The 19726-nt window shown below is 70.0% G+C and carries 20 protein-coding genes; 14 read left to right on the top strand and 6 right to left on the bottom strand.

What is annotated here, in order from left to right:
- Positions 1-116: 116 nt before the first annotated feature.
- The 3 genes from ACIOHP_RS47565 to ACIOHP_RS47575 all read left to right on the top strand — a co-directional run bounded on the left by ACIOHP_RS47565 (position 117) and on the right by ACIOHP_RS47575 (position 3582).
- A complete protein-coding gene (locus ACIOHP_RS47565; protein WP_361493752.1) occupies positions 117-833 on the top strand; it encodes a response regulator transcription factor in 717 nt (238 codons plus the stop codon).
- A complete protein-coding gene (locus ACIOHP_RS47570) occupies positions 834-2246 on the top strand; it encodes an ATP-binding protein (protein WP_401897750.1) in 1413 nt (470 codons plus the stop codon).
- A 73-nt stretch (positions 2247-2319) separates the two neighbouring features.
- Positions 2320-3582: an ArgE/DapE family deacylase gene (locus ACIOHP_RS47575; protein WP_401897752.1), complete on the top strand. Its 1263-nt coding sequence runs from the start codon at positions 2320-2322 to the stop codon at positions 3580-3582.
- A 59-nt stretch (positions 3583-3641) separates the two neighbouring features.
- On the opposite strand, the gene ACIOHP_RS47580 is transcribed toward ACIOHP_RS47575, so the two are convergent.
- Positions 3642-4268, bottom strand: a complete 627-nt coding sequence (locus ACIOHP_RS47580) for a hypothetical protein (protein WP_401897754.1) — start codon at positions 4266-4268, stop codon at positions 3642-3644.
- Positions 4269-4696: 428 nt separating this feature from the next.
- Between ACIOHP_RS47580 and ACIOHP_RS47585 the strand changes: the two genes are divergently transcribed.
- Positions 4697-5059: a hypothetical protein gene (locus ACIOHP_RS47585; protein ID WP_361493763.1), complete on the top strand. Its 363-nt coding sequence runs from the start codon at positions 4697-4699 to the stop codon at positions 5057-5059.
- Positions 5060-5119: 60 nt separating this feature from the next.
- A complete protein-coding gene (locus ACIOHP_RS47590) occupies positions 5120-5485 on the top strand; it encodes an SCO4225 family membrane protein (protein ID WP_401897757.1) in 366 nt (121 codons plus the stop codon).
- 71 nt (positions 5486-5556) lie between these two features.
- Here ACIOHP_RS47590 and ACIOHP_RS47595 read toward each other — a convergent pair whose 3' ends face one another.
- The gene (locus tag ACIOHP_RS47595) at positions 5557-5994 is read right to left on the bottom strand and encodes a hypothetical protein (protein ID WP_003974483.1); all 438 of its coding nucleotides are present in this window, start codon (positions 5992-5994) and stop codon (positions 5557-5559) included.
- A 483-nt stretch (positions 5995-6477) separates the two neighbouring features.
- On the opposite strand from ACIOHP_RS47595, the gene hemL reads away from it, so the two are divergent.
- From hemL to ccsB, 7 genes are all read left to right on the top strand, one after another.
- Positions 6478-7794, top strand: coding sequence for a glutamate-1-semialdehyde 2,1-aminomutase (hemL, locus tag ACIOHP_RS47600; protein ID WP_401897759.1), 1317 nt, complete (start codon positions 6478-6480; stop codon positions 7792-7794).
- Positions 7795-7832: 38 nt separating this feature from the next.
- A complete protein-coding gene (locus tag ACIOHP_RS47605; RefSeq protein ID WP_361547265.1) occupies positions 7833-8480 on the top strand; it encodes a histidine phosphatase family protein in 648 nt (215 codons plus the stop codon).
- A gap of 182 nt (positions 8481-8662) precedes the next feature.
- Positions 8663-9952, top strand: coding sequence for a hypothetical protein (locus tag ACIOHP_RS47610; RefSeq protein ID WP_401897761.1), 1290 nt, complete (start codon positions 8663-8665; stop codon positions 9950-9952).
- 66 nt (positions 9953-10018) lie between these two features.
- The gene (locus ACIOHP_RS47615; protein WP_361547116.1) at positions 10019-10621 is read left to right on the top strand and encodes a TlpA disulfide reductase family protein; all 603 of its coding nucleotides are present in this window, start codon (positions 10019-10021) and stop codon (positions 10619-10621) included.
- A 1-nt stretch (position 10622) separates the two neighbouring features.
- Positions 10623-11396, top strand: a complete 774-nt coding sequence (locus tag ACIOHP_RS47620) for a cytochrome c biogenesis protein CcdA (protein WP_351691750.1) — start codon at positions 10623-10625, stop codon at positions 11394-11396.
- Between the two features lie 3 nt (positions 11397-11399).
- Positions 11400-13109, top strand: coding sequence for a cytochrome c biogenesis protein ResB (locus ACIOHP_RS47625; protein ID WP_361547113.1), 1710 nt, complete (start codon positions 11400-11402; stop codon positions 13107-13109).
- The gene (ccsB, locus tag ACIOHP_RS47630) at positions 13106-14206 is read left to right on the top strand and encodes a c-type cytochrome biogenesis protein CcsB (protein WP_384163193.1); all 1101 of its coding nucleotides are present in this window, start codon (positions 13106-13108) and stop codon (positions 14204-14206) included. The genes ACIOHP_RS47625 and ccsB overlap by 4 nt, the downstream gene beginning before the upstream one ends.
- Positions 14207-14295: 89 nt before the next feature.
- Here the strand turns inward: ccsB and ACIOHP_RS47635 are convergent, their stop codons facing one another.
- Both ACIOHP_RS47635 and ACIOHP_RS47640 read right to left on the bottom strand, forming a co-directional pair.
- Positions 14296-15267 (bottom strand): isopenicillin N synthase family dioxygenase, encoded by a 972-nt coding sequence (locus ACIOHP_RS47635; protein ID WP_401897764.1) that lies wholly within the window; start codon positions 15265-15267, stop codon positions 14296-14298.
- Between the two features lie 78 nt (positions 15268-15345).
- On the bottom strand, positions 15346-15504 hold the full coding sequence (locus ACIOHP_RS47640; protein ID WP_401897766.1) for an Arc family DNA-binding protein: 159 nt from the start codon (positions 15502-15504) through the stop codon (positions 15346-15348).
- Between the two features lie 29 nt (positions 15505-15533).
- On the opposite strand from ACIOHP_RS47640, the gene ACIOHP_RS47645 reads away from it, so the two are divergent.
- Complete coding sequence (locus ACIOHP_RS47645; protein ID WP_401897768.1) at positions 15534-16736, top strand: RNA-guided endonuclease InsQ/TnpB family protein; 1203 nt, start codon at positions 15534-15536, stop codon at positions 16734-16736.
- A 34-nt stretch (positions 16737-16770) separates the two neighbouring features.
- On the opposite strand, the gene ACIOHP_RS47650 is transcribed toward ACIOHP_RS47645, so the two are convergent.
- Positions 16771-17241, bottom strand: a complete 471-nt coding sequence (locus ACIOHP_RS47650; RefSeq protein ID WP_401897771.1) for a nucleoside deaminase — start codon at positions 17239-17241, stop codon at positions 16771-16773.
- A 112-nt stretch (positions 17242-17353) separates the two neighbouring features.
- Between ACIOHP_RS47650 and ACIOHP_RS47655 the strand changes: the two genes are divergently transcribed.
- Positions 17354-18697, top strand: coding sequence for a PucR family transcriptional regulator (locus tag ACIOHP_RS47655; protein ID WP_401897773.1), 1344 nt, complete (start codon positions 17354-17356; stop codon positions 18695-18697).
- Here the strand turns inward: ACIOHP_RS47655 and ACIOHP_RS47660 are convergent.
- Positions 18694-19605, bottom strand: coding sequence for a transglutaminase-like domain-containing protein (locus tag ACIOHP_RS47660; protein WP_401897774.1), 912 nt, complete (start codon positions 19603-19605; stop codon positions 18694-18696). The genes ACIOHP_RS47655 and ACIOHP_RS47660 overlap by 4 nt on opposite strands.
- Between the last annotated feature and the right edge of the window lie 121 nt (positions 19606-19726).

Consider the following 19726-nt stretch of genomic DNA (forward strand, 5'->3'; position numbering starts at 1 on the left):
AAGAGCGTAGACATACGCCCTCCGGTTGCCTCTGTGACGGTGAGAGCCGGGTAATAAGGCTGATCGTCGGCCCGCTCACCCGGCTGAACCGGCGACGGTCTTGGCAGTATGGGGACGTGCCTCAGACCGTGCTGCTCGCCGAAGACGACCGCGCCATCCGTCACGCCCTGGAGCGAGCCCTGACCCTGGAGGGCTACCGGGTCACCGCGGTCGCCGACGGTGTCGAGGCGCTGGCGCAGGCCCACCGCACCCCGCCCGACGTGCTCGTGCTGGATGTGATGATGCCGGGCATCGACGGGCTCCAGGTCTGCCGGGTGCTGCGCGCCGAGGGCGACCGGACGCCGATCCTGATGCTGACGGCGCTCGTGGAGACCCAGGACCGGATCGCCGGCCTGGACGCGGGCGCCGACGACTACGTCCTCAAGCCCTTCGACGTCGAGGAGGTCTTCGCCCGGCTGCGCGCCCTGCTGCGCCGCACCGGCGGGGCGGGCGGGGTCGCCCCCGTCGAGGCGCCCAAGCAGCCGGTGCCCGAGCGGTACCTGGAGGCGGCCGGGCTGAGGATGGACCCGCAGGCGCGGCGGGCCTGGCGGGACGGGCGGGAGCTGGAGCTGACCCGTACCGAGTTCGAGCTGCTGGAACTGCTGGTGCGCAACAGCGGGATCGTCCTCGACCACTCCACGATCTACGACCGGATCTGGGGGTACGACTTCGGGCCGGGCTCCAAGAACCTCGCCGTCTACGTCGGCTATCTGCGCCGCAAGCTCGACGAGCCGGGTGCCCCGCAGCTGATCCACACGGTGCGGGGCGTGGGTTACGTGCTGCGGGCGGACTGAGTGGGCCGCCTCGCGCGGCTGCTGCGCAGACGTCGGCCCGGGCTGGTCTCGCTCGCGACCACCTTCGCGGTGTCCTTCGCGGCGGTCACGGCCGCCGTCACCGTTCTCGTCGGGATCCTGTCGTACGGGGCCGCCGCCCGTCTGGTCCGGGTGGACCAGCAGTCCGTGTTCGACGAGGTCGTGCAGGACCTGCGGGACGAGGTGCGGGAGCACAGGATGACGCCGGAGGACTTCTCCTCGTCGGCGCCCGGACACGACCTGGTCCGCCCGGCCCGTACCGATGTGCAGGTGCTGGGGGCGGACGGCTCCGTCGTCGATCCCGGCAGCCCGGGGCTGCCCGTCATCGCCGCGGACCGTCTCGTCGCGGCGGCCACGAAGGCGGGGCGGCTGGCCGAGCACAAGGACGTCGACGTCGGCAGTGACGTCTACCGGGTCGCGACCGTCTCCCTCGGCGGCGGCCGGGGCGCGGTGCAGGTCGCGCAGGAGTTCAGCGACACCGAGGACCTGCTGCGGGCGCTCCAGCAACGCACCCTGATCCTGATGGCGGCCGTGGTGGTCGGCGCCGGACTGTTCGGCTGGTGGCTGGCCCGGCGCATCACGCGCCGCCTGGTGATCCTCACCTCGGCCGCGGAGGACGTCGCCCGCACCCGCCGCCTCGGTATCCAGGTGCCGGTGACGGGGTACGACGAGGTGGGCCGCCTCGGGCGGGCCTTCGACCGCATGCTGGGCCGGCTGGCGCAGTCGGAGGAGGACCAGCGTCGTCTGGTCCAGGACGCGGGGCATGAGCTGCGGACGCCGCTGACCTCCCTGCGTACCAACATCTCGCTGCTGCGGCGGATCGACGAACTGCCGCCCGAGACCCGCGCCGAACTGGTCGCCGACCTCGGTCAGGAGGCCCGTGAACTGACCGATCTGGTCAATGAGTTGGTGGATCTCGCGGCCGGTCAGTCCGACAACGAGCCGCCGCAGCGGGTGGACCTCGCCGACATCGTGGAGGACGTGGCGGGGCTCGCGCGGCGCCGCACCGGGCGTGAGGTGGTGGTCCGGGTGAGCGGGGACACGACGACGGACGGCCGGCCGGGCATGCTGACACGCGCGGTGTCGAACCTCGTGGAGAACGCGGCGAAGTTCGACCGCGCGGGCCGCTCCCCGATCGAGATCACGGTGACCGGCCCCGCCCGCCCGGGCACCGTCCGGGTGGAGGTCCTGGACCGGGGCCCCGGAATCACCGAGGCGGACCTGATCCGCATCTTCGACCGCTTCTACCGGGCCGCCGACGCCCGCTCCCTCCCCGGCTCGGGCCTGGGCCTGTCGATCGTCCGCGAGGTGGCCCTGGCCCACGGCGGAGCCCCGTTCGCGCTGCGGAGAGACGGCGGCGGCTCGGCGATCGGCTTCACGGTGGGCGGAGCGTGAGGGCAGGGCAGGTCAGGCTTACGAAGCGTCCACGGTGAGCATGTATGGCTCCGATCGGGATGGGGAGGCGTACATGCTGAGTGCCGCGGAAGCCGCCGCGCTGGACCGTATCGACGAAGCCTCCGTCGGGCGGATGCTCGCCGAGCTCGTGGCGATTCCCAGCGTCACCGGGAGTGCCGCCGAGTCGGAGTTGCAGCATCACCTCGCCGGACGGCTGGAGCGGCTCGGGCTCGATGTCGACCTGTGGGCGATGGATCTGGACGCGTTGCGTGCCCATCCCGACTATCCCGGTGCGGAGGTGGCCAGGGACGAGGCGTGGGGGCTCGTCGGGCGGACCGGGGAGGGCGGGGACGGGCCGACGCTGATCCTTCAGGGGCATGTGGACGTCGTACCGCCCGGGGACCTCGGTGCCTGGGAGGGGGATCCCTTTGTGCCCAGGGTCGTCGGGGACGTCGTGCACGGGCGCGGGGCCTGTGACATGAAGGCCGGACTGGTCGCGGAGCTCGTCGCGTTGGAGGCCGTGCGGGCCAGTGGGGCGCGGCTGCGGGGGCGGGTCGCCGTGCACTTCGTCGTGGGGGAGGAGGACGGGGGGCTCGGTGCGTTCGGGACGTTGCAGCGGGGGTACGGCGGGGACGTCTGTGTCATCGCCGAGCCGACCGCCGGCACCCTGGTCACCGCCAACGCGGGCGCGCTGACGTTCCGGCTCGCCGTCAACGGGAAGTCCGCGCACGGCAGTTCACGCGACGAGGGGGTCAGCGCGATCGACGCCTATCTGCCGCTGCACCGGGCGCTGGGGCGGCTGGAGGCCGAGCGGAACCGGGAGCCGCATCCCCTGATGGCGGAGTATCCGATCCCGTACGCCCTGTCGGTGGGGACCCTGCGCTCCGGGGACTGGGCGAGCAGTGTGCCCGATCTGCTGGTCGCGGAGGGGCGGTTGGGCGTACGGCTGGGGGAGGAGCCGGCGGCGGCGCGGGCCGCGTTCGAGCGGTGTGTGGCCGAAGTGTGCGCGGGGGACGCCTGGTTGGCCGACCATCCGGTCACCGTGACGTGGCCCGGTGGGCAGTTCGCGAGCGGCCGGCTGCCGGAGGGACATCCGCTGCCCGGCGTGATCCGCGGCGCGCACACGGACGCCGGGGGCGGGCCGCTCAGGGAGCGCGGGGCGTCGTACGGGAGCGATCTGCGCCTGTACGCCGGGGCCGGGATTCCGACGCTGCAGTTCGGGCCGGGGGACATCCAGGTCGCCCACAGTGCGCGGGAGCGGGTGTCCGTGCGGGAGGTGGTGGCGGTGGCGCGGACGCTGGCGCTGACGGTGTTGCGGACGGTGGGGACGAAGTAGCGGGAAGGGGCGGGCCGTTCGGCGATCCTGCCGAGCGGGACGGGCCGGGGGAGCGGCGCTCACTTCCTGACCGCACGGTCCAGTTCACGCCGTACCGCCTGCTCGTCCTGGCCGAGGATCGTCTCCTCGAGACTGTCGTCGTCCTTGCGGGAGAAGAGTTCACCGCGGGCGACGTCCTCCTTCGACAGGACCCGCCCGCACCACTCGCCCTGACCGGCGACCCCGTCGTCGAAGGGGACGGCGGCGCCCTCACCCAGAACGGTCCAGCCCTCCGGACTCCAGCGCAGGGCGAGGACGTAGGTGTGGCCGGTCTCCAGGCGGGGAGCGTCGGGGGCGGTCCGTTTGATGCGGGTGCCGCTCTGCCGGTACACCTGCCAGCCGGGGGCGACCATGTCGAAGCCCTTGTCCACGGGGCGGCCGGGCCGGTCGGCCGAGGTCCACAGGACCTTGTCGGTGCGGAAGGTCACCATGCGGTCGGTCCGGTACCGGAACGGGCCCGAGGCGAAGTCGCGCCGCCCGGTGTCCCGTTCCCGCTCGGGCGTGGCGACGACGACGTGGTCGGCGTGCGTGACCCAGTCCCGCGCGGTCCGGGAGGGGTGGGCGTCGCTGACGTACCCGCAGCCGGGGACGGTGTCCAAGCCGTCCCAGCCGATCAGGACCGCCGCGGCGAGTCCCGCGAAGGCCACGGTCGCAATGACAGGACGGCTCGCTGTGCGGCCGCCGTGAGGCCGGTTCCACGGCATGGCGAACTGCTCCCCCTGTTTCCCCCGTGAGCGGCGACGGTGTCCCCCGGTCGCCTGCTGACTGTGCGGCAGCGGATGCGGATCCGGTCAAGATCCGCTGGCGCCGCGATGATCACCGTACGCACACCCCGCGCAGGGGAACAGGAGCCGCTGCGCACTGTCACGAAACTGTCGATCACCGCTCAGAACCACCGAGTTGAGCACGTGTACGCACCCTGCCCCAGGTGACCCCGACCGGGAGGACGGCGACACGGAGCCGGCCGCGGGTGGAAACCCAGACGGAGATGAGCACCCGTACTCATGCCTCGGCGCGGGTCGGCGGGACACCCTGGGAACACACAGCGACAACGGACCAACCGAAGGGATCCGCGATGTCGAACGTCTCGCGGCCGGGCCGCCTCGTGCGGTTGCGGAGGCTGCTCGCGCTCGCCACGGACAACTGGGGCGGCCGGGGGTATCTGGCGGTCTTCGCCGCTTCCGTGCCGGTGGCGTTCCTGTTTCCGGACAGTGCCTACGCGATGGCTCCGATGCTGCTCACGGAGCCTCTGTCGATGCTGGGCGCGGTCGTGCCCTTCGGGCCCGGCAGCGCCGAGGGCAGTGGTGGGGCGGCTGTCGTGGCCGCCTCGGTCGGCATGGGGGCCTGGCTGCTCGCGTGCGCTCTGGTGAACGCGGCCGTGGTCGGTGCGTTCGCCCATCACGTCCGGGATGTCCGTGCCGATGTCCGGCACGCGTGAATCTCTCCCCTTCGTCCTGAACAACACCTCGCACGTCACCTCGAAGAGAAAGGCACCGACATGGCCCGTTCCGCACGCCCCCGATTCCCGAGGATCCGGGCCCTGCTGGCGCCCGCCGTGGACAACTGGCTCGCGCGGGGCTACCTCGCGGTGGTCGCGGCGTCGCTGGGGTTCTTCCTGTGGGCCGTGTACCTGTCCCCGGACCCCGGGTTCGCCGGGATCTGGCCGCTCATGACCACGGCTCCGCTCAGCATGATCGTCAGCATCCCCCTGATGGCGCTTTCACCCGACGGGGACTCCCCGCTCGCCTGGCTGACCCCGCTGCTCTTCTCCGCGGGGACCGTCCTGTGCGGGCTGTTCAACGCCGCCCTGCTGGGTCTGCTCGCCCGCCGGCTGACGGGGCGGGAGCCGCACCCGGCCGCCTGACCGTGACCGGTGACGGCGGCGCGAGCCGATGCGGCCGGCCGCGCGACGGACCTACCGTCCGACGCCCCGGCTCAGGGCCACACCAAGCAATACGGCTGATGCCCCGCCTCGTGCAGCCGATGCGAGAAGTCCTGCCACTCGTGCAGCAGTTGGTACACGTTGAACGCGTCCCGCGGACCGCCGCGGTCCGGGACCGTCGACCAGATGAACGCCGCCGCGCCCACCGCTTCCTCGCCGATGCCGCGCAGCGGGTCGACGACCGTCATGGGGAGCTTCACGACCGCGTAGTCGGGGTGCAGGACGACCAGTTCGAGCGGGGGGACCTTGTGCAGCGGGACGCCTTCTATGCCGGTGAGGACCATCGCCGCCATGGTCTCCGGCTTGATCTTGGTGAACATGCCGTTCATCCCGAGCTCGTCGCCGCCGAGCTCCTCGGGGCGCATCGAGATCGGGACGCGGGCCGCGGTCGCGCCGTCCGGCGCGCCGAAGTACTTGTACGTCACCCCCACCCGACCACCATTCCTGCTCCCCGCCCCCAGCTGCTCGATCCGACGTTCGATACGTCGGTCGTCCCGCTCCGACTCACTCGGTACCGCATGTCCTTGACGTGATTCTGCGGCTTCCTCCGCGTCGCGCCGGTGCCTTCCCCGCCGGGCACGTCGAGGACCCAGGTCATCAGTCCCCTCGCCCAGTCCGCCACCGCGATGCATATCTCCACCCGACTGCTTTTCTGGGAGGCGTGGCCCCCGCCGCGCAACCCGATCATCGTGTCAGTGACCTCCCCCACGGCCGCCCGCCGAAACGTGCGTTGAAACACCTGTCCGCAGGATCATCGCAGCACCCGAACATCAAGGGCCGCACGAGCTGTGTCTATCAGCTCTCAGTTTCGCAGATGCCGTCGGACCACAGACCGCTGTCGCCCAGTGCCGCTGGCCTACCCTGAGGAGGAAAGTCGGCAACCGGAGTCCGAGAAGTCGGAGAAGTCGCAGGTCATGAGCGAAACGCCCTATTCATACGATGCGCCTGCCTCACAGGCCCTGTTCGACCGTGCGGCCACCGTCACACCGGGCGGCGTGAACTCCCCGGTGCGCGCCTTCCGCGCCGTGGGCGGAACGCCCCGGTTCATGGTGTCCGGCACCGGCCCGTATCTGACCGACGCCGACGGGCGTGAGTACGTCGACCTCGTCTGCTCCTGGGGACCCATGATCCTCGGGCACGCGCACCCCGAGGTCATCGCCGCCGTCCAGGACGCCGTATCGCGCGGTACGTCCTTCGGTACGCCCGGCGAGGGCGAGGTCGCGCTCGCCGAGGAGATGGTCGCCCGGATCGAGCCGCTGGAGCAGGTGCGGCTGGTGTCCAGCGGCACCGAGGCCACCATGTCGGCCATCCGGCTCGCCCGCGGGTTCACGCGGCGGACCAAGGTCATCAAGTTCGCCGGGTGTTACCACGGTCACGTCGACTCGCTCCTCGCCGCGGCCGGGTCCGGTGTCGCCACCTTCGCCCTGCCCGACACGCCCGGTGTCACCGGCGCCCAGGCCGGCGACACCATCGTGCTGCCGTACAACGACCTCGAGGCCGTGCACGAGGCCTTCCACCGGCACCCCGGCGAGATCGCCTGTGTGATCACGGAGGCCTCGCCCGGCAACATGGGCGTCGTGCCGCCGCGGCCCGGGTTCAACCAGGGCCTCAAGGACGCGTGCTCCAAGAACGGCGCCCTCTACATCTCCGACGAGGTCATGACCGGCTTCCGGACGAGCCGCGCCGGCTGGTACGGGATCGACGGGGTCAAGCCCGACCTCATGACCTTCGGCAAGGTCATGGGCGGCGGCTTCCCGGCCGCGGCCTTCGGCGGTCGCGCCGACGTCATGGCGCACCTCGCGCCCGCCGGGCCCGTCTACCAGGCCGGCACCCTCTCCGGGAACCCGGTCGCCACCGCCGCGGGCCTCGCCCAGCTGCGGCTGCTCGACGACGCCGCGTACGACAAGGTCGACGCCGTGTCCGCGCAGGTCCAGTCGCTGGTCAGCGAGGCGCTCAGCAAGGAAGGCGTCGCCCACCGGGTGCAGAACGCCTCCAACATGTTCTCCGTCTTCTTCACCGACCGTGAGGTGCGGGACTACGAGGACGCCAAGAAGCAGGAGTCCTTCCGCTTCACCGCCTTCTTCCACTCGCTGCTGGCCGACGGCGTCTATCTGCCGCCGTCGTCCTTCGAGTCATGGTTCGTCTCCACGGCCCACGACGACCAGGCGGTCCAGCGCATCGCCGACGCCCTCCCGGCGGCGGCCCGAGCGGCAGCGGAGGCGACCGCGTGAGCACCCCGACCAACCCCGACATCACCGTCGTCCACCTCATGCGGCACGGAGAGGTGGCCAACCCCGACGGGGTCCTCTACGGCCGTCTCGCCGGCTACCACCTGTCCGAGCTGGGGCGGCAGATGGCCGACCGGGTCGCCGAGCACCTGGCCCCCCGGGACATCACCTATGTCTGCTCCTCCCCGCTGGAGCGCGCGCAGGAGACGGCCACGCCGATCGCCAAGGCGCACGGCCTCGACCTCGCGACCGACGGGCGGCTCATCGAGGCCGACAACGTCTTCCAGGGCAAGACCTTCGGCGTCGGCGACGGCGCCCTGAAGCGGCCCGAGAACTGGAAGCACCTGGTCAACCCCTTCAAGCCGTCGTGGGGTGAGGCCTACGTCGACCAGGTCGTCCGCATGATGGGGGCGCTGGACGCCGCGAAGGACGCGGCGCGCGGCCACGAGGCGGTGCTGGTCAGCCATCAGCTGCCGATCTGGATCGTGCGGTCCTACGTCGAGAAGCGGCGGCTGTGGCACGACCCGCGGCGGCGGCAGTGCACGCTCGCTTCGCTGACGACGTTCACGTATCAGGGCGACAGAATCGTGTCCGTGGGGTACAGCGAGCCCGCGATCGATCTCGTGCCCGCGCATCTGCGTGCCGGTGCCAAGCCGGTGAAGGGCAAGGACAAGGCGTTCGGGGCGTAAGCGTGGTGGTCGAACTGCGGGCCGGTGGGGGCTGGTCGCGCAGTTCCCCGCGCCCCTGAGGGGCGCTTTAGCACCCGCTCGTTGCATTTGTTACTGAATCTCCGTGATCAGGGGGAACCTCCTCGTTCGTCACGTCCTCTGAATGGGTGACCACTTCGCAGGACGTGACGAACGGGGATGCAATGCGCGCTCTCACCCGCAGGGGAGCACTCGGACTCGGTGTGGGTGGTGCGGCCGCCCTCGGACTCGCGGGCTGCGGCACCCTCACCTCGTCAGAGGGGCCGAGCCATGCCGGAGGTTCCACCGGCAGCAAGCCCAGTGCCCAGACCCACCGCGCCCGCCCCCTAGGCGACGGCTCCACGTCGTACACGGGCAAGCAGCCCCACCAGCCGGCCAGGCCGGAACCGCTGGAGCCGGGCCAGAAGCCGCCGCAGTTCGTCGTCTTCTCCTGGGACGGCGCCGGCGAGGTCGGCAACGGACTCTTCCCGCGCTTCCTGGACCTCGCCAAGGAGCACGGCGTCCACATGACCTTCTTCCTCTCCGGGCTCTATCTGCTGCCCGAGTCGAAGAAGCGGCTCTACGACCCGCCCAACAACCCCCTCGGCGCCTCCGACATCGGCTATCTCACCGACGACCACGTCAAGGCCACCCTGACCAACGTCCGGCGGGCCTGGCTCGAGGGGCACGAGATAGGCACCCACTTCAACGGCCACTTCTGCGCCGGCTCCGGCACCGTCGGCAACTGGACGCCCCAGCAGTGGCGCAGCGAGATCGACCAGGCCAAGGCCTTTGTGAAGGAGTGGCGGACCAACACGGGGTGGACCGATCTGCCCGCCCTGCCCTTCGACTACGACAAGGAGCTCGTCGGCGGTCGTACGCCCTGCCTCCTCGGCCAGGACAACCTGCTGCCCACCGCCAAGGAGCTCGGCTGGCGCTACGACGCCTCCTCGCCCGGCGGCCGCCAGGTCTGGCCGGAGAAGAAGGGCGGGCTGTGGGACCTGCCGCTCCAGGCGATCCCGTTCCCCGGGCGCAGCTTCGAGGTCCTCTCGATGGACTACAACATGCTCGCCAACCAGTCGATCAACTCCACCAACGCGCCCGCCCACAACTACCCGGCCTGGCGCGAGCAGTCCGCCGGGGCCTACATCGCCGGCTTCCGGCGCGCCTACGAGTCCAACCGCGCCCCCTTCTTCGTCGGCAACCACTTCGAGCAGTGGAACGGCGGCATCTACATGGACGCCGTCGAGGAAGCCCTGAAGCACATCGCGGCGGAGAAGGAGAAGGGCGAGGACGTACGGCTGGTCTCCTTCCGGCAGTTCGTCGACTGGATGGACGTACAGAAGCCGGAGGTGCTGGCCAAGCTGCGGACGCTGGACGTCGGACAGGCACCGGTCGGTGGCTGGAACACGTTCATGAAGGCTGGCCCAGCCGGCTCGGACAGCACTGCCGGGAGCTCCGCGAACGCCGCCTGAAATGCGGATTTCCGCCCGCAAGGGGGGTGCGCAAGATCCCCAGAACGGGCATGCGAAACTTTTCACATGAGTGCCCTGACCCGCACCAACCGTCGAGCCGTCCTGTTCACCGCCACGGCCGCAGCAGCCGCGCTGACCCTCACCGCGTGCAGTTCCGGCGGCAAGGTCGGCGGCAGCGGTGACACCAACTTCATCACCGGGAACGACGGCGTCGACACGGTCGCCCAGGGCAAGCGGGACGCCGCCCCCCTGCTGTCCGGCAAGACCATCGACGGCAAGCAGCTCTCCACCGCCGACTACAAGGGCAAGGTCCTCGTCGTCAATGTGTGGGGCTCCTGGTGCACCCCCTGCCGGGCCGAGGCGAAGAACCTCCAGGCCGTCTCCGAGAAGCTCAAGGGCCAGGGCGTTCAGTTCGTCGGAATCAACACCCGGGACACCAACACCACCTCGGCGATCAACTTCGAGAAGGAGTTCGGGGTCACCTTCCCGAGCCTGTACGACCCGACGGGCCGGCAGATGCTCCGCTTCAAGAAGGGCACGCTGAACCCGCAGCTGATCCCCTCCACGCTCGTCATCGACCGCAGCGGCAAGATCGCGGCCCGGGCGCTGATGGCACTCAGCGAGGACACGCTGACCGGGATGATCAAGCCCGTCCTCGCGGAGAAGTGACGTGAGCGCGACGTTCACGCTCGCCGAGGCGGTGGGCCGCAACGAGACCGTGTTCAGCGGCGCACTGCTGCTCGCCCTGCCACTCGCCGTTCTCGGCGGCCTCATCTCCTTCTTCTCCCCGTGCGTCCTGCCGCTCGTGCCCGGCTATCTGTCGTACGTCACCGGCGTCAGCGGCACCGACCTCGCCGAGGCCCGGCGCGGGCGGATGGCCGCCGGGGCCTCGCTCTTCGTGCTCGGCTTCACCGTCGTGTTCGTCTCCGGCGGGGCGCTGTTCGGGTACTTCGGACAGACGCTCCAGGAGGAGCGGGACGTCCTGTCCAAGGTGCTCGGCGTGCTCATGATCGTCATGGGCATCTTCTTCATGGGCATGATGCCCTGGCTCACCCAGCGGGAGTTCCGCTTCCACACCAGGCCCGCCACCGGGCTGGCCGGCGCCCCCCTCCTCGGCGCTCTGTTCGGCATCGGCTGGACGCCCTGCATCGGACCGACGCTGTCCTCGGTGCAGTCCCTCGCCATGCAGGACGGCAGCGCCCTGCGCGGCGCCGTACTGACCGTCGCCTACTGCCTCGGCCTCGGCGTCCCCTTCGTCCTCGCCGCAGTAGCCTTCCGCAAGGCCCTCGGTGCCTTCGCGTGGGTCAAGCGCCACTACGTCTGGGTGATGCGCATCGGCGGCACGATGATGATCCTGACCGGTGTGCTGCTGCTGACGGGCGCGTGGGACCGTCTCGTGCAGGAGATGCAAGTCTGGTCCAACGGCTTCACTGTGGGGATCTGATCGATGAGCAAGACCACAACCGACTCGACCCCGCCCACCGGCGACGAGGACCTGGGCGCGGCGGCCTCCCAGCTGTCCACGGCCCCCGTGGAGGACGCCCCCAACCTGCCCTCGCTGGGCGTCATCGGCTGGGTCCGCTGGTTCTGGCGGCAGCTGACCTCCATGCGGGTCGCACTCCTGCTGCTCCTGCTGCTGTCGCTGGGCGCGATCCCCGGCTCACTGATCCCGCAGACCGGCACCGACGAGACGAAGGTCGCCGACTTCCGTAACGCCAACCCCACCCTCGGGGACGTCTACGACAAGCTCGGTCTCTTCCACGTCTACAGCTCGGTGTGGTTCTCCTCGATCTACCTCCTGCTGTTCGTCTCCCTCATCGGCTGCATCGTGCCCCGCACCTGGCAGTTCGTCGGCCAGCTGCGCGGCCGCCCGCCGGGCGCCCCGAAGCGACTGACCCGGCTGCCCGCCTACACCACCTGGCGCACCGAGGCCGAGCCCGAGCAGGTCCGCGAGGCCGCGCTCGCCCTGCTGAAGAAGCGCCGCTTCCGCGCCCACCTCGCCGGTGACAACGTCGCCGCCGAGAAGGGCTATCTGCGCGAGGTCGGCAACCTCGCCTTCCACATCGCGCTCATCGTGATGCTGATCGCCTTCGCCTGGGGCCAGCTGTTCAAGATGGAGGGCAACAAGCTGATCGTCGAGGGCGACGGATTCTCCAACACCCTCACGCAGTACGACGACTTCAAGTCCGGCACCCTCTTCACCCAGGACGAGCTGGACCCGTTCAGCTTCACCCTCCGCGACTTCCAGGGCAGCTACGAGAAGACCGGCCCCAACCGGGGCACCGCGCGCACCTTCCAGGCCGACCTCAGCTACCGCCTGGGCGCCTACGGCAAGGCCAAGCGGACGGTCGTCAAGGTCAACAAGCCCCTGGAGATCGGTGACTCCAAGGTCTACCTCACCGCCCACGGCTACGCCCCCGTCATCACGGTGCGCGACGGCAAGGGCAATGTCGTCTACCGCGACGCCGTACCGCTGCTGCCGCTCGACAACAACATCACCTCCTCGGGTGTCGTCAAGGTCATGGACGGCTACCGCAACACCAAGGGTGTGCGGGAGCAGCTCGGCTTCGAGGCCTTCTTCCTGCCGACGTACACGCCCGGCAGCGAGACGGCCTCCACCTTCCCCGCGCTGAACAACCCGGTGCTGAACATCGCGGGCTACTACGGCGACCTCGGGGTCGACGCGGGTATCCCGCAGAGCGTCTACCAGCTCGACAAGTCCCATCTGAAGGAGTTCAAGGACTCCAAGGGCAAGCAGCAGCGGGAGAACCTCAAGCCGGGCGAGACCATGAAGCTCCCGGGCGGCGCCGGTTCGATCACCTACGACTCCACGGCGGAGTGGGCCAACTTCCAGGTCACCCGCCAGCCCGCCAGCGGCTGGGCACTGACCGGCTCGGTCGTCGCGATCTTCGGCCTCGCCGGCTCCCTGTTCATCTCCCGCCGCCGGGTGTGGGTGCGGGCGGTCAGGGGCGCCGACGGTGTGACGGTCGTCGAGATGGCCGGCCTGGGCCGCAGCGAGTCCGCGAAGGTGCCGGAGGAACTCGGCGACCTCGCGGGGATCCTCTACGACCAGGCGCCCGGGGCGCCGGATCCGGACGAAGACTCCACCACCACCCCCAACCCCCAAGCCGTACCTGCCGAAGGGGCCGAGAAGTGACTCTCGCCGCCACAACCGAGTTGGCCGCCGCCACCAACGAACACCTCGCGAATCTCAGCAACACGCTGATCTACTCCGCGATGGCCGTCTACACCCTGGCCTTCTTCGCCTACATCACCGAATGGATCTTCGGTAGCCGCAGCAAGATCGGCCGTACCGCCGCCGCGCTCACCGAAGGGGCGGACGGCAAGGCCAAGGCACCGGCCGTGACGGTGAAGAAGGGCGGCTCCACCGCCGTACTGGAACGGCCGAAGGTCGTGGTGCGGGCCGCCGCCGGTCAGCGGGACGTGCCGGACGGGCCCGGGGCGCACGGTGGGGACGAGCAGGGGGACCTCTACGGGCGTATCGCCGTGTCCCTCACCGTGCTCGCCTTTCTCATCGAGCTCGCCGGGGTCATCGCCCGCGCGGCCTCGGTGGAGCGGGCGCCGTGGGGCAACATGTACGAGTTCAACATCACCTTCTCCACGGTGGCCGTCGGTGTGTACCTCACGCTGCTCGCGCTGAGGAAGAACGTGCGCTGGCTCGGGCTGTTCCTGATCACGTCGGTCCTCCTCGATCTCGGCATCGCCGTCACTGTCTTGTACACCGCCAGCGACCAGTTGGTTCCCGCCCTCCACTCGTACTGGCTCTACATCCACGTCTCCACGGCGATCCTGTGCGGCGCGGTCTTCTACGTGGGCGCGGTCAGCACGATCCTCTACCTGTTCAAGGACTCGTACGAGAACAAGCTGGCGAACGGCGGCAAGCCCGGCAGCTTCGCCACCTCCTTCCTGGAGCGGCTGCCCGCCTCGGCGTCCCTCGACAAGTTCTCCTACCGCGTCAACGCGGCCGTCTTCCCGCTGTGGACGTTCACGATCATCGCGGGCGCGATCTGGGCGGGCGACGCGTGGGGCCGCTACTGGGGCTGGGACCCCAAGGAGACCTGGGCGTTCATCACCTGGGTCGCCTACGCTTGCTACCTGCACGCCCGCGCCACGGCCGGCTGGAAGGGCCGCAAGGCCGCGTACCTCGCCCTCCTGGCGTTCGGTTGCTGGCTGTTCAACTACTACGGCGTCAACATCTTCGTCTCCGGCAAGCACTCCTACGCGGGCGTGTAGGCGGAGGCCGCAACCGCTGTACGGCGAAGGCCGGTTCCCTGTGACCTGGGTCATGGGAACCGGCCTTCGCCGTACGGACACACGGAGTGTCAGTCGACCGTGATCGAGTCCAGCTTTTCCCGCAGGTACGCATGCGAGTCGACCGGCTCGTACGCCACCCGTCCCACCGGCGCCGGTACCGACTCCACCAGAGTGCCGGGTGTGCACTCGCCGAAGTAGACGAGGGACATGAGCTCCTCGGCGGGTGCGTCCGCCGGTGGGGGCAGTACCCGGTGTCGGCCCGAGCGCCAGCGGTCGCCGGTCCAGCGGGCCATCAGGTCGCCGATGTTGATGGTGAAGGCGTCCGGGTCGAAGGGCGCGTCCTCCCAGCCGCCCTCGTCCGTCCAGACCTGGAGCCCGCCCTTGCCGGCCTGCCGGTCGAGGATCGTCACCGTGCCGAAGTCGGTGTGCGGGCCGATGCGGAACTGGCCGGGCTGGGGTTCCCCGATGACCTCGGTCCCGGGGTACCAGTTGATGTTGAAGCCGTACGTGGGGTGGTCCATGTGCCGGGAGAAGAAGTCGTGTTCGAGCCCGAGGGCCACACCGAGCAGATCGAGGAGCTGCTTCTCCAGGTCGGCCATCCGCGCCAGGTACTCCTCGCACAGGGTCCGGAGTTCCGGCACCTCCGCCGGCCAGACGTTGGGCGCGTACCACTCCGCGTTGATCTCCGGGTCCTCGAAGGGCTCGTGCGTCGCGAAGGTCAGCGACTCCTTCAGGTCCGGCGGGGTCTCCGTCCCCTCCGAGTAGCCGTTGGCCTCCGCACCCGGACCGAGCCACCCGCGCCCGCCGACCTTCGCGGTGTAGGGCTCCTTGACGTCGACGGGCATCCGGAAGAAGTTCCGCGCGGCCTCCCGGATGGCGGCGCGCAGTTCCGGGTCCACACCGTGCCCGGTGACCAGCAGGAACCCGGCGGTCTGGAGGGCCTCGTCGACGGTACGGGCGATGTCGGCCCGGGTGTCCGTGTCACCGTCCACCCAGGGCCTCAGGTCGATCGTGGGGATGCGGGGGGCTGGGGTGGTCACCGAGAACCTCCGGGGTGTCCCGGCGCTGAGCCGGGGAGGGGAGTGCCTGCGGAGCAGGGCAGGGAAGGGAGTTCGCCCTCAGGTGGGGTCGCCGTTTGCCTCAGCGGCGGGGCGGCCGTTCTCCAGGCGGTACACGACTTCGGAGTTGAGGGACCTGTGGGCGGACTTTGCCTCGCGGACCAGCCACGCGTGGAGGTCGGCGGGGAGTCTGAGGGTGATGCGTACTTCTTGATCCATGTCACGCATCGTAGTGGTAAAGTGGTGTCATGAAGACACCATGCGGAGGAGTAGCAGCCGGGCACGCCCGGTACACCTACCGCCTGCGCGTGTCGTCCATCGCCCAGACCGCGTTACTGGCGGAGTGGGATCGGTGCCGATGGATTTGGAACGAGTGTGTGGCCCGGTCGAAGCGGGCTTCTGCGGGGAGAGAAGCGTGCGGGCCGGCGCGTCTGGACAAGATGCTGACGGAGGCGCGAACCTCGACGCGGTGGCTGGCCGAGGGCTCCTCCGTTCCGCAGCAACAGATCATCCGCGACTTCGGTAGATCCCGTGCGAAGGCCCTCAAGGACATCAAAGACCAGCTGCCCATCGGGCAGCGAGCCGGAATGCCGAAGCACAAGAGGAAGCGTGAGGCGCTGCCGACGCTGAACTACACACAGCGTGGCTTTCGACTGAAAGACGGCCGACTGCATCTCGCAGGTGGGATCGTGCTGACGGTGGTGTGGTCGCGCGCCCTCTCCGCCAACCCGTCCAGTGTGCGTGTGTACCGCGACAACATCGGCCACTGGTATGCATCGTTCGTCGTCCCCGCTGAGGTCCGGCCGCTCCCCGGAACCGGTGCGGTGATCGGTGTCGACTGGGGGGTCAAGGACACCGCGACCACCACCAGCGATGCGCACGACCTTCCGCACGCCGAATACGGTCGGAAGGCCAGCGCGAGGATCACCAAGTACGACCGGATGATGGCCCGCCGCAAGCCTGCCAAGGGGCAAGCAGCTTCGAAGGGTTACCGCGAGGCCAAGAAGCAGTGCGCGAAGGCGCATCAGAAGATCGGTCGTCAGCGGCAGGACACAGGCCGTAAGTGGGCCAAGAAAGTGGTCCGCGATCATGACGCGATCGCGGTGGAGGACTTCAAGCCGAAGTTCCTCGCCAAGAGTTCGATGGCGCGCAAGGCGGCGGACGCGGCGATCGGCGCCACGAAGAAAGCCCTGTTGGAGATGGGCCGCAAACACGGGCGGGTCGTGCGCCTGGTGCAACCCGCCTACACCACGATGGACTGTGGCAGGTGCGGAGCGAGAGCCAAGCACGCCCTGCCGCTGTCGGAACGCACCTACACCTGCACCGCATGCGGGCTCGTGTCCCCCCGGGACAAGAACTCCGCGCGCGTGATGCTTGTCCGGGCTGGTCTGGCCCCGGCTGGTGTCGAGGGCGTAAGACCTCGTGGAGCGCCGCTCCATGAGGCTGCCTGAGCCAGGAATCACCTCCCTGCGGGGAGGCGAGCAGTCAACGATGTCCTCGTTCCACACCACTGCCGATGTCCTCATTCCACAGTGCCGGGTTGTTCTTGATGAAGTCGCGCATCATCGCGACGCACTCCGGGTCGTCCAGGAGGACGATCTCCACGCCGTGTTCGGCGAGCCAGTCGTGGCCGCCGTGGAAGGTGGTCGCCTCGCCGATCACCACCCGCGAGATACCGAACTGCCGGACCAGGCCGGAGCAGTACCAGCAGGGTGAGAGGGTCGTCACCATCGTCGTACCGCGATACGACCGCTGCCGCCCCGCCGCTCGGAACGCCGCCGTCTCCGCGTGCATGGAGGGGTCGTCGTCCTGGACGCGCCGGTTGTGGCCGCGGCCCAGCAGGGTGCCGTCGGCTCCGTAGAGCGCGGCGCCGATCGGGATGCCGCCCTCGGCGAGACCGGCGCGGGCCTCCGCGACGGCGGCGGCGAGCTGGGTGTGCGGGTCCGTGGGGTCCATGCCTCCACTCTCCTGTGGGCGAAACACGAGGGCAACGTGCGGAAAGTACTCTCCCCGCATCCCACAGCCGGACGTTCTGTCAGCGGGACCGTCAGCGCCCTGGAGGTACCCCGTGCCTGCCCTCACCCTCCGCGAAGTCCTCACCCTCGACCCCGTCCGCGCCGCCGAGCCCGAGCTGCTGGCCGGGGAGGGCGCCCTGGACCGCCCTGTCCGCTGGGTGCACTCCAGCGAGGTCTACGAGGGCGCCAACTTCCTCGACGGCGGCGAACTGCTCCTCACCAACGGCTTCGGCCTCACCGACCCCGACGAGGAGGTACGCCGCCGGTACGTCCGGGAGCTGGCCGCGCGCGGTGCGGCCGGGCTCGCGGTGGAGGTCGGCCGGTCCCTGCCCGCCATGCCGGCCGAGGTGGTCGACGAGGCCCGCCGCCTGGAGCTGCCGCTGCTGGCCATGCACCGCGTCGTGCCGTTCGTACGGATCACGGAAGCCGCCAATCGGGCGATCGTGGCACGGGGGCTGTCCGGGCGGTCGGTCGTACGGCCCTGGGGCGACGACCACACGGCGGCCCTGCTGGCCGACCTCGCCGACCGGGCGGCACTGAACCAGCCCGAGGTGGAGGCGCGGGCGGCGCTCGCGGGGTTCCACCCGGGGCCGGGCGCGCGACTGATCGGGGTGTCGGTGCACGGGACCCGGGAGACGGGGGTGGTGGACCGGGCGGTACGGGTGCTGGGCGGGGCGAGTGTCCTGCGGGCGGCGTTTCCGGGGGACGTGCTGGCGCTGCTGGCGTTGCCCGCGACCCGGTCCGGCGACCCCGTGCGAGGGGTCCAGGACGCGTTCCGCTCCACCGCGGAACCCGGCCTGACCGTGGCCGTCGGGCATGCCGTCGCCGTCGGGAGCGGCTGGCTGCGGTGGAGCGATACGTTGCGGGCGGCCCGTACGACCTTGGAGCTGGCGCTGACCGTGCCGGCCGCGGAGCCGGGGGTGCCCGAGGGGCCGTTGGTGACGTCCTCTCGGGCGCTTGCGTTGGAGCGGGAGCTGACGCGGGGTGGCGTCGACGCGAACCGGGATCGGCTGGCTCGGTTGGTGCAGCATGCGCTTGGGCCGCTGTTGGAGTGGGAGGCCGCCCACGCGAGTGATCTTGTGCGGACGTTGGAGGTGCATCTACGGAACGGGTGCTCGCCCACTCGTACCGCTGCCCTTCTGCATATCGGGCGGCAGTCGCTCTACCAGCGGTTGGAGCGGATCGAGTCTCTTTTGGGGCTGGAGATCGGGGATCCGGATCTGTTGGGGGAGTTGTTGGCGGCGGCTTGTGCGTATCGGGTTGTGCGGGGGCGTTCCGGTGGGACGGGCGAGGTGGGAGGCAGTCGGTTTTCTGCGGCGCCGTCGTGGCTGGTCGCGCCCGCGCGGCGGCAGCCGCAAATCCAACACAGCCCCGCGCCCCTGAGGGGGTTGGCCTAGCGGAGGGTTATGACGCTCGGGCCGTTGAAGGGGGCGTAGGAGGTCACCGTTTGTGGGGTGCGTAGAACGTCGTCCTCGGTGAACAGCTCTCGCACCGCCTTGAAGGAGAGCTCGCCGGAGACGACCGGGGCCACCCCGTCGTAGAACCTCCGTGACGGCTCCGGCAGCGGAGTACCCGGCTCGCCCTCGTCCTCTCCCCAGACGTCCCACAGCAGGGTCTCGACCTTGTTGAGCGCGGCGAGGTCGAGGCGGATGTTGCCGGCCACGTACCGCTCGCCCCAGAACGGTCCCTCCTGCGGGCCATGGAGGCCGAACGTCCTCTCGTCGGCCCCCTGCTCGCGGATCGCCCGCCATGCCTCGCCCGCGACGAGGAAGCGGTCGCGGGGGACGTCCATCGGGTCGAAGTCCACCTTCCAGTGGCCGCTGACGAAGGGGTCGGCGAGCTGGGCGTCGGCGAGCCGCCAGCCGCGTTCGTCGTCCCAGTACTCGGTGACGACGTGGTCGCCGTGGAAGCTCGACCCCCAGTAGTCGGCGAAGCCGATCCGGGCCCGGGCCGGGATGCCCGCGTGGCGCAGGAACGAGCAGTGCAGCAGTGTGAAGTCCCGGCAGATGCCGACGAACCGGTCGCCGAGCTCGCGTCGTACGGACAGGGGGGCGGCGTTGCGTTCGACGAGGATGCTGAGGACGTCGTCGATGTACCGGGACTCGGCGTCGTGGTGGAGGCGGTCGGTCGGGTGGGTGTGGCCGAAGAGGTCGCCCTCGAGGCGGTGGATGAGCAAGTCCCTTGAGATGCGGGCCAGTTCGGCCGGGTCGTGCGGCAGGTCGGCGTAGACCCCGGCGAGTGCGCCCGGGTCGGAGTACGTGCTCTGGGCGGCGTAGAAGGCGAGGGCTTCCTTGGTCTCGGGCATGGCTCGACCGTGTCAAAATTCGGCACAAAATGTCCAGAGGCCCCGTCGGGAAACTTCCGCAACAGCTCAAGTAGCCTGTGCCGACCACCGCCGCTCCAGCGGCAGTTGGGCCCCTGGAGAA

Source organism: Streptomyces sp. NPDC087859 (assembly GCF_044742595.1).
In the GTDB taxonomy this organism is placed as follows: Bacteria; Actinomycetota; Actinomycetes; order Streptomycetales; family Streptomycetaceae; genus Streptomyces; species Streptomyces canus_F.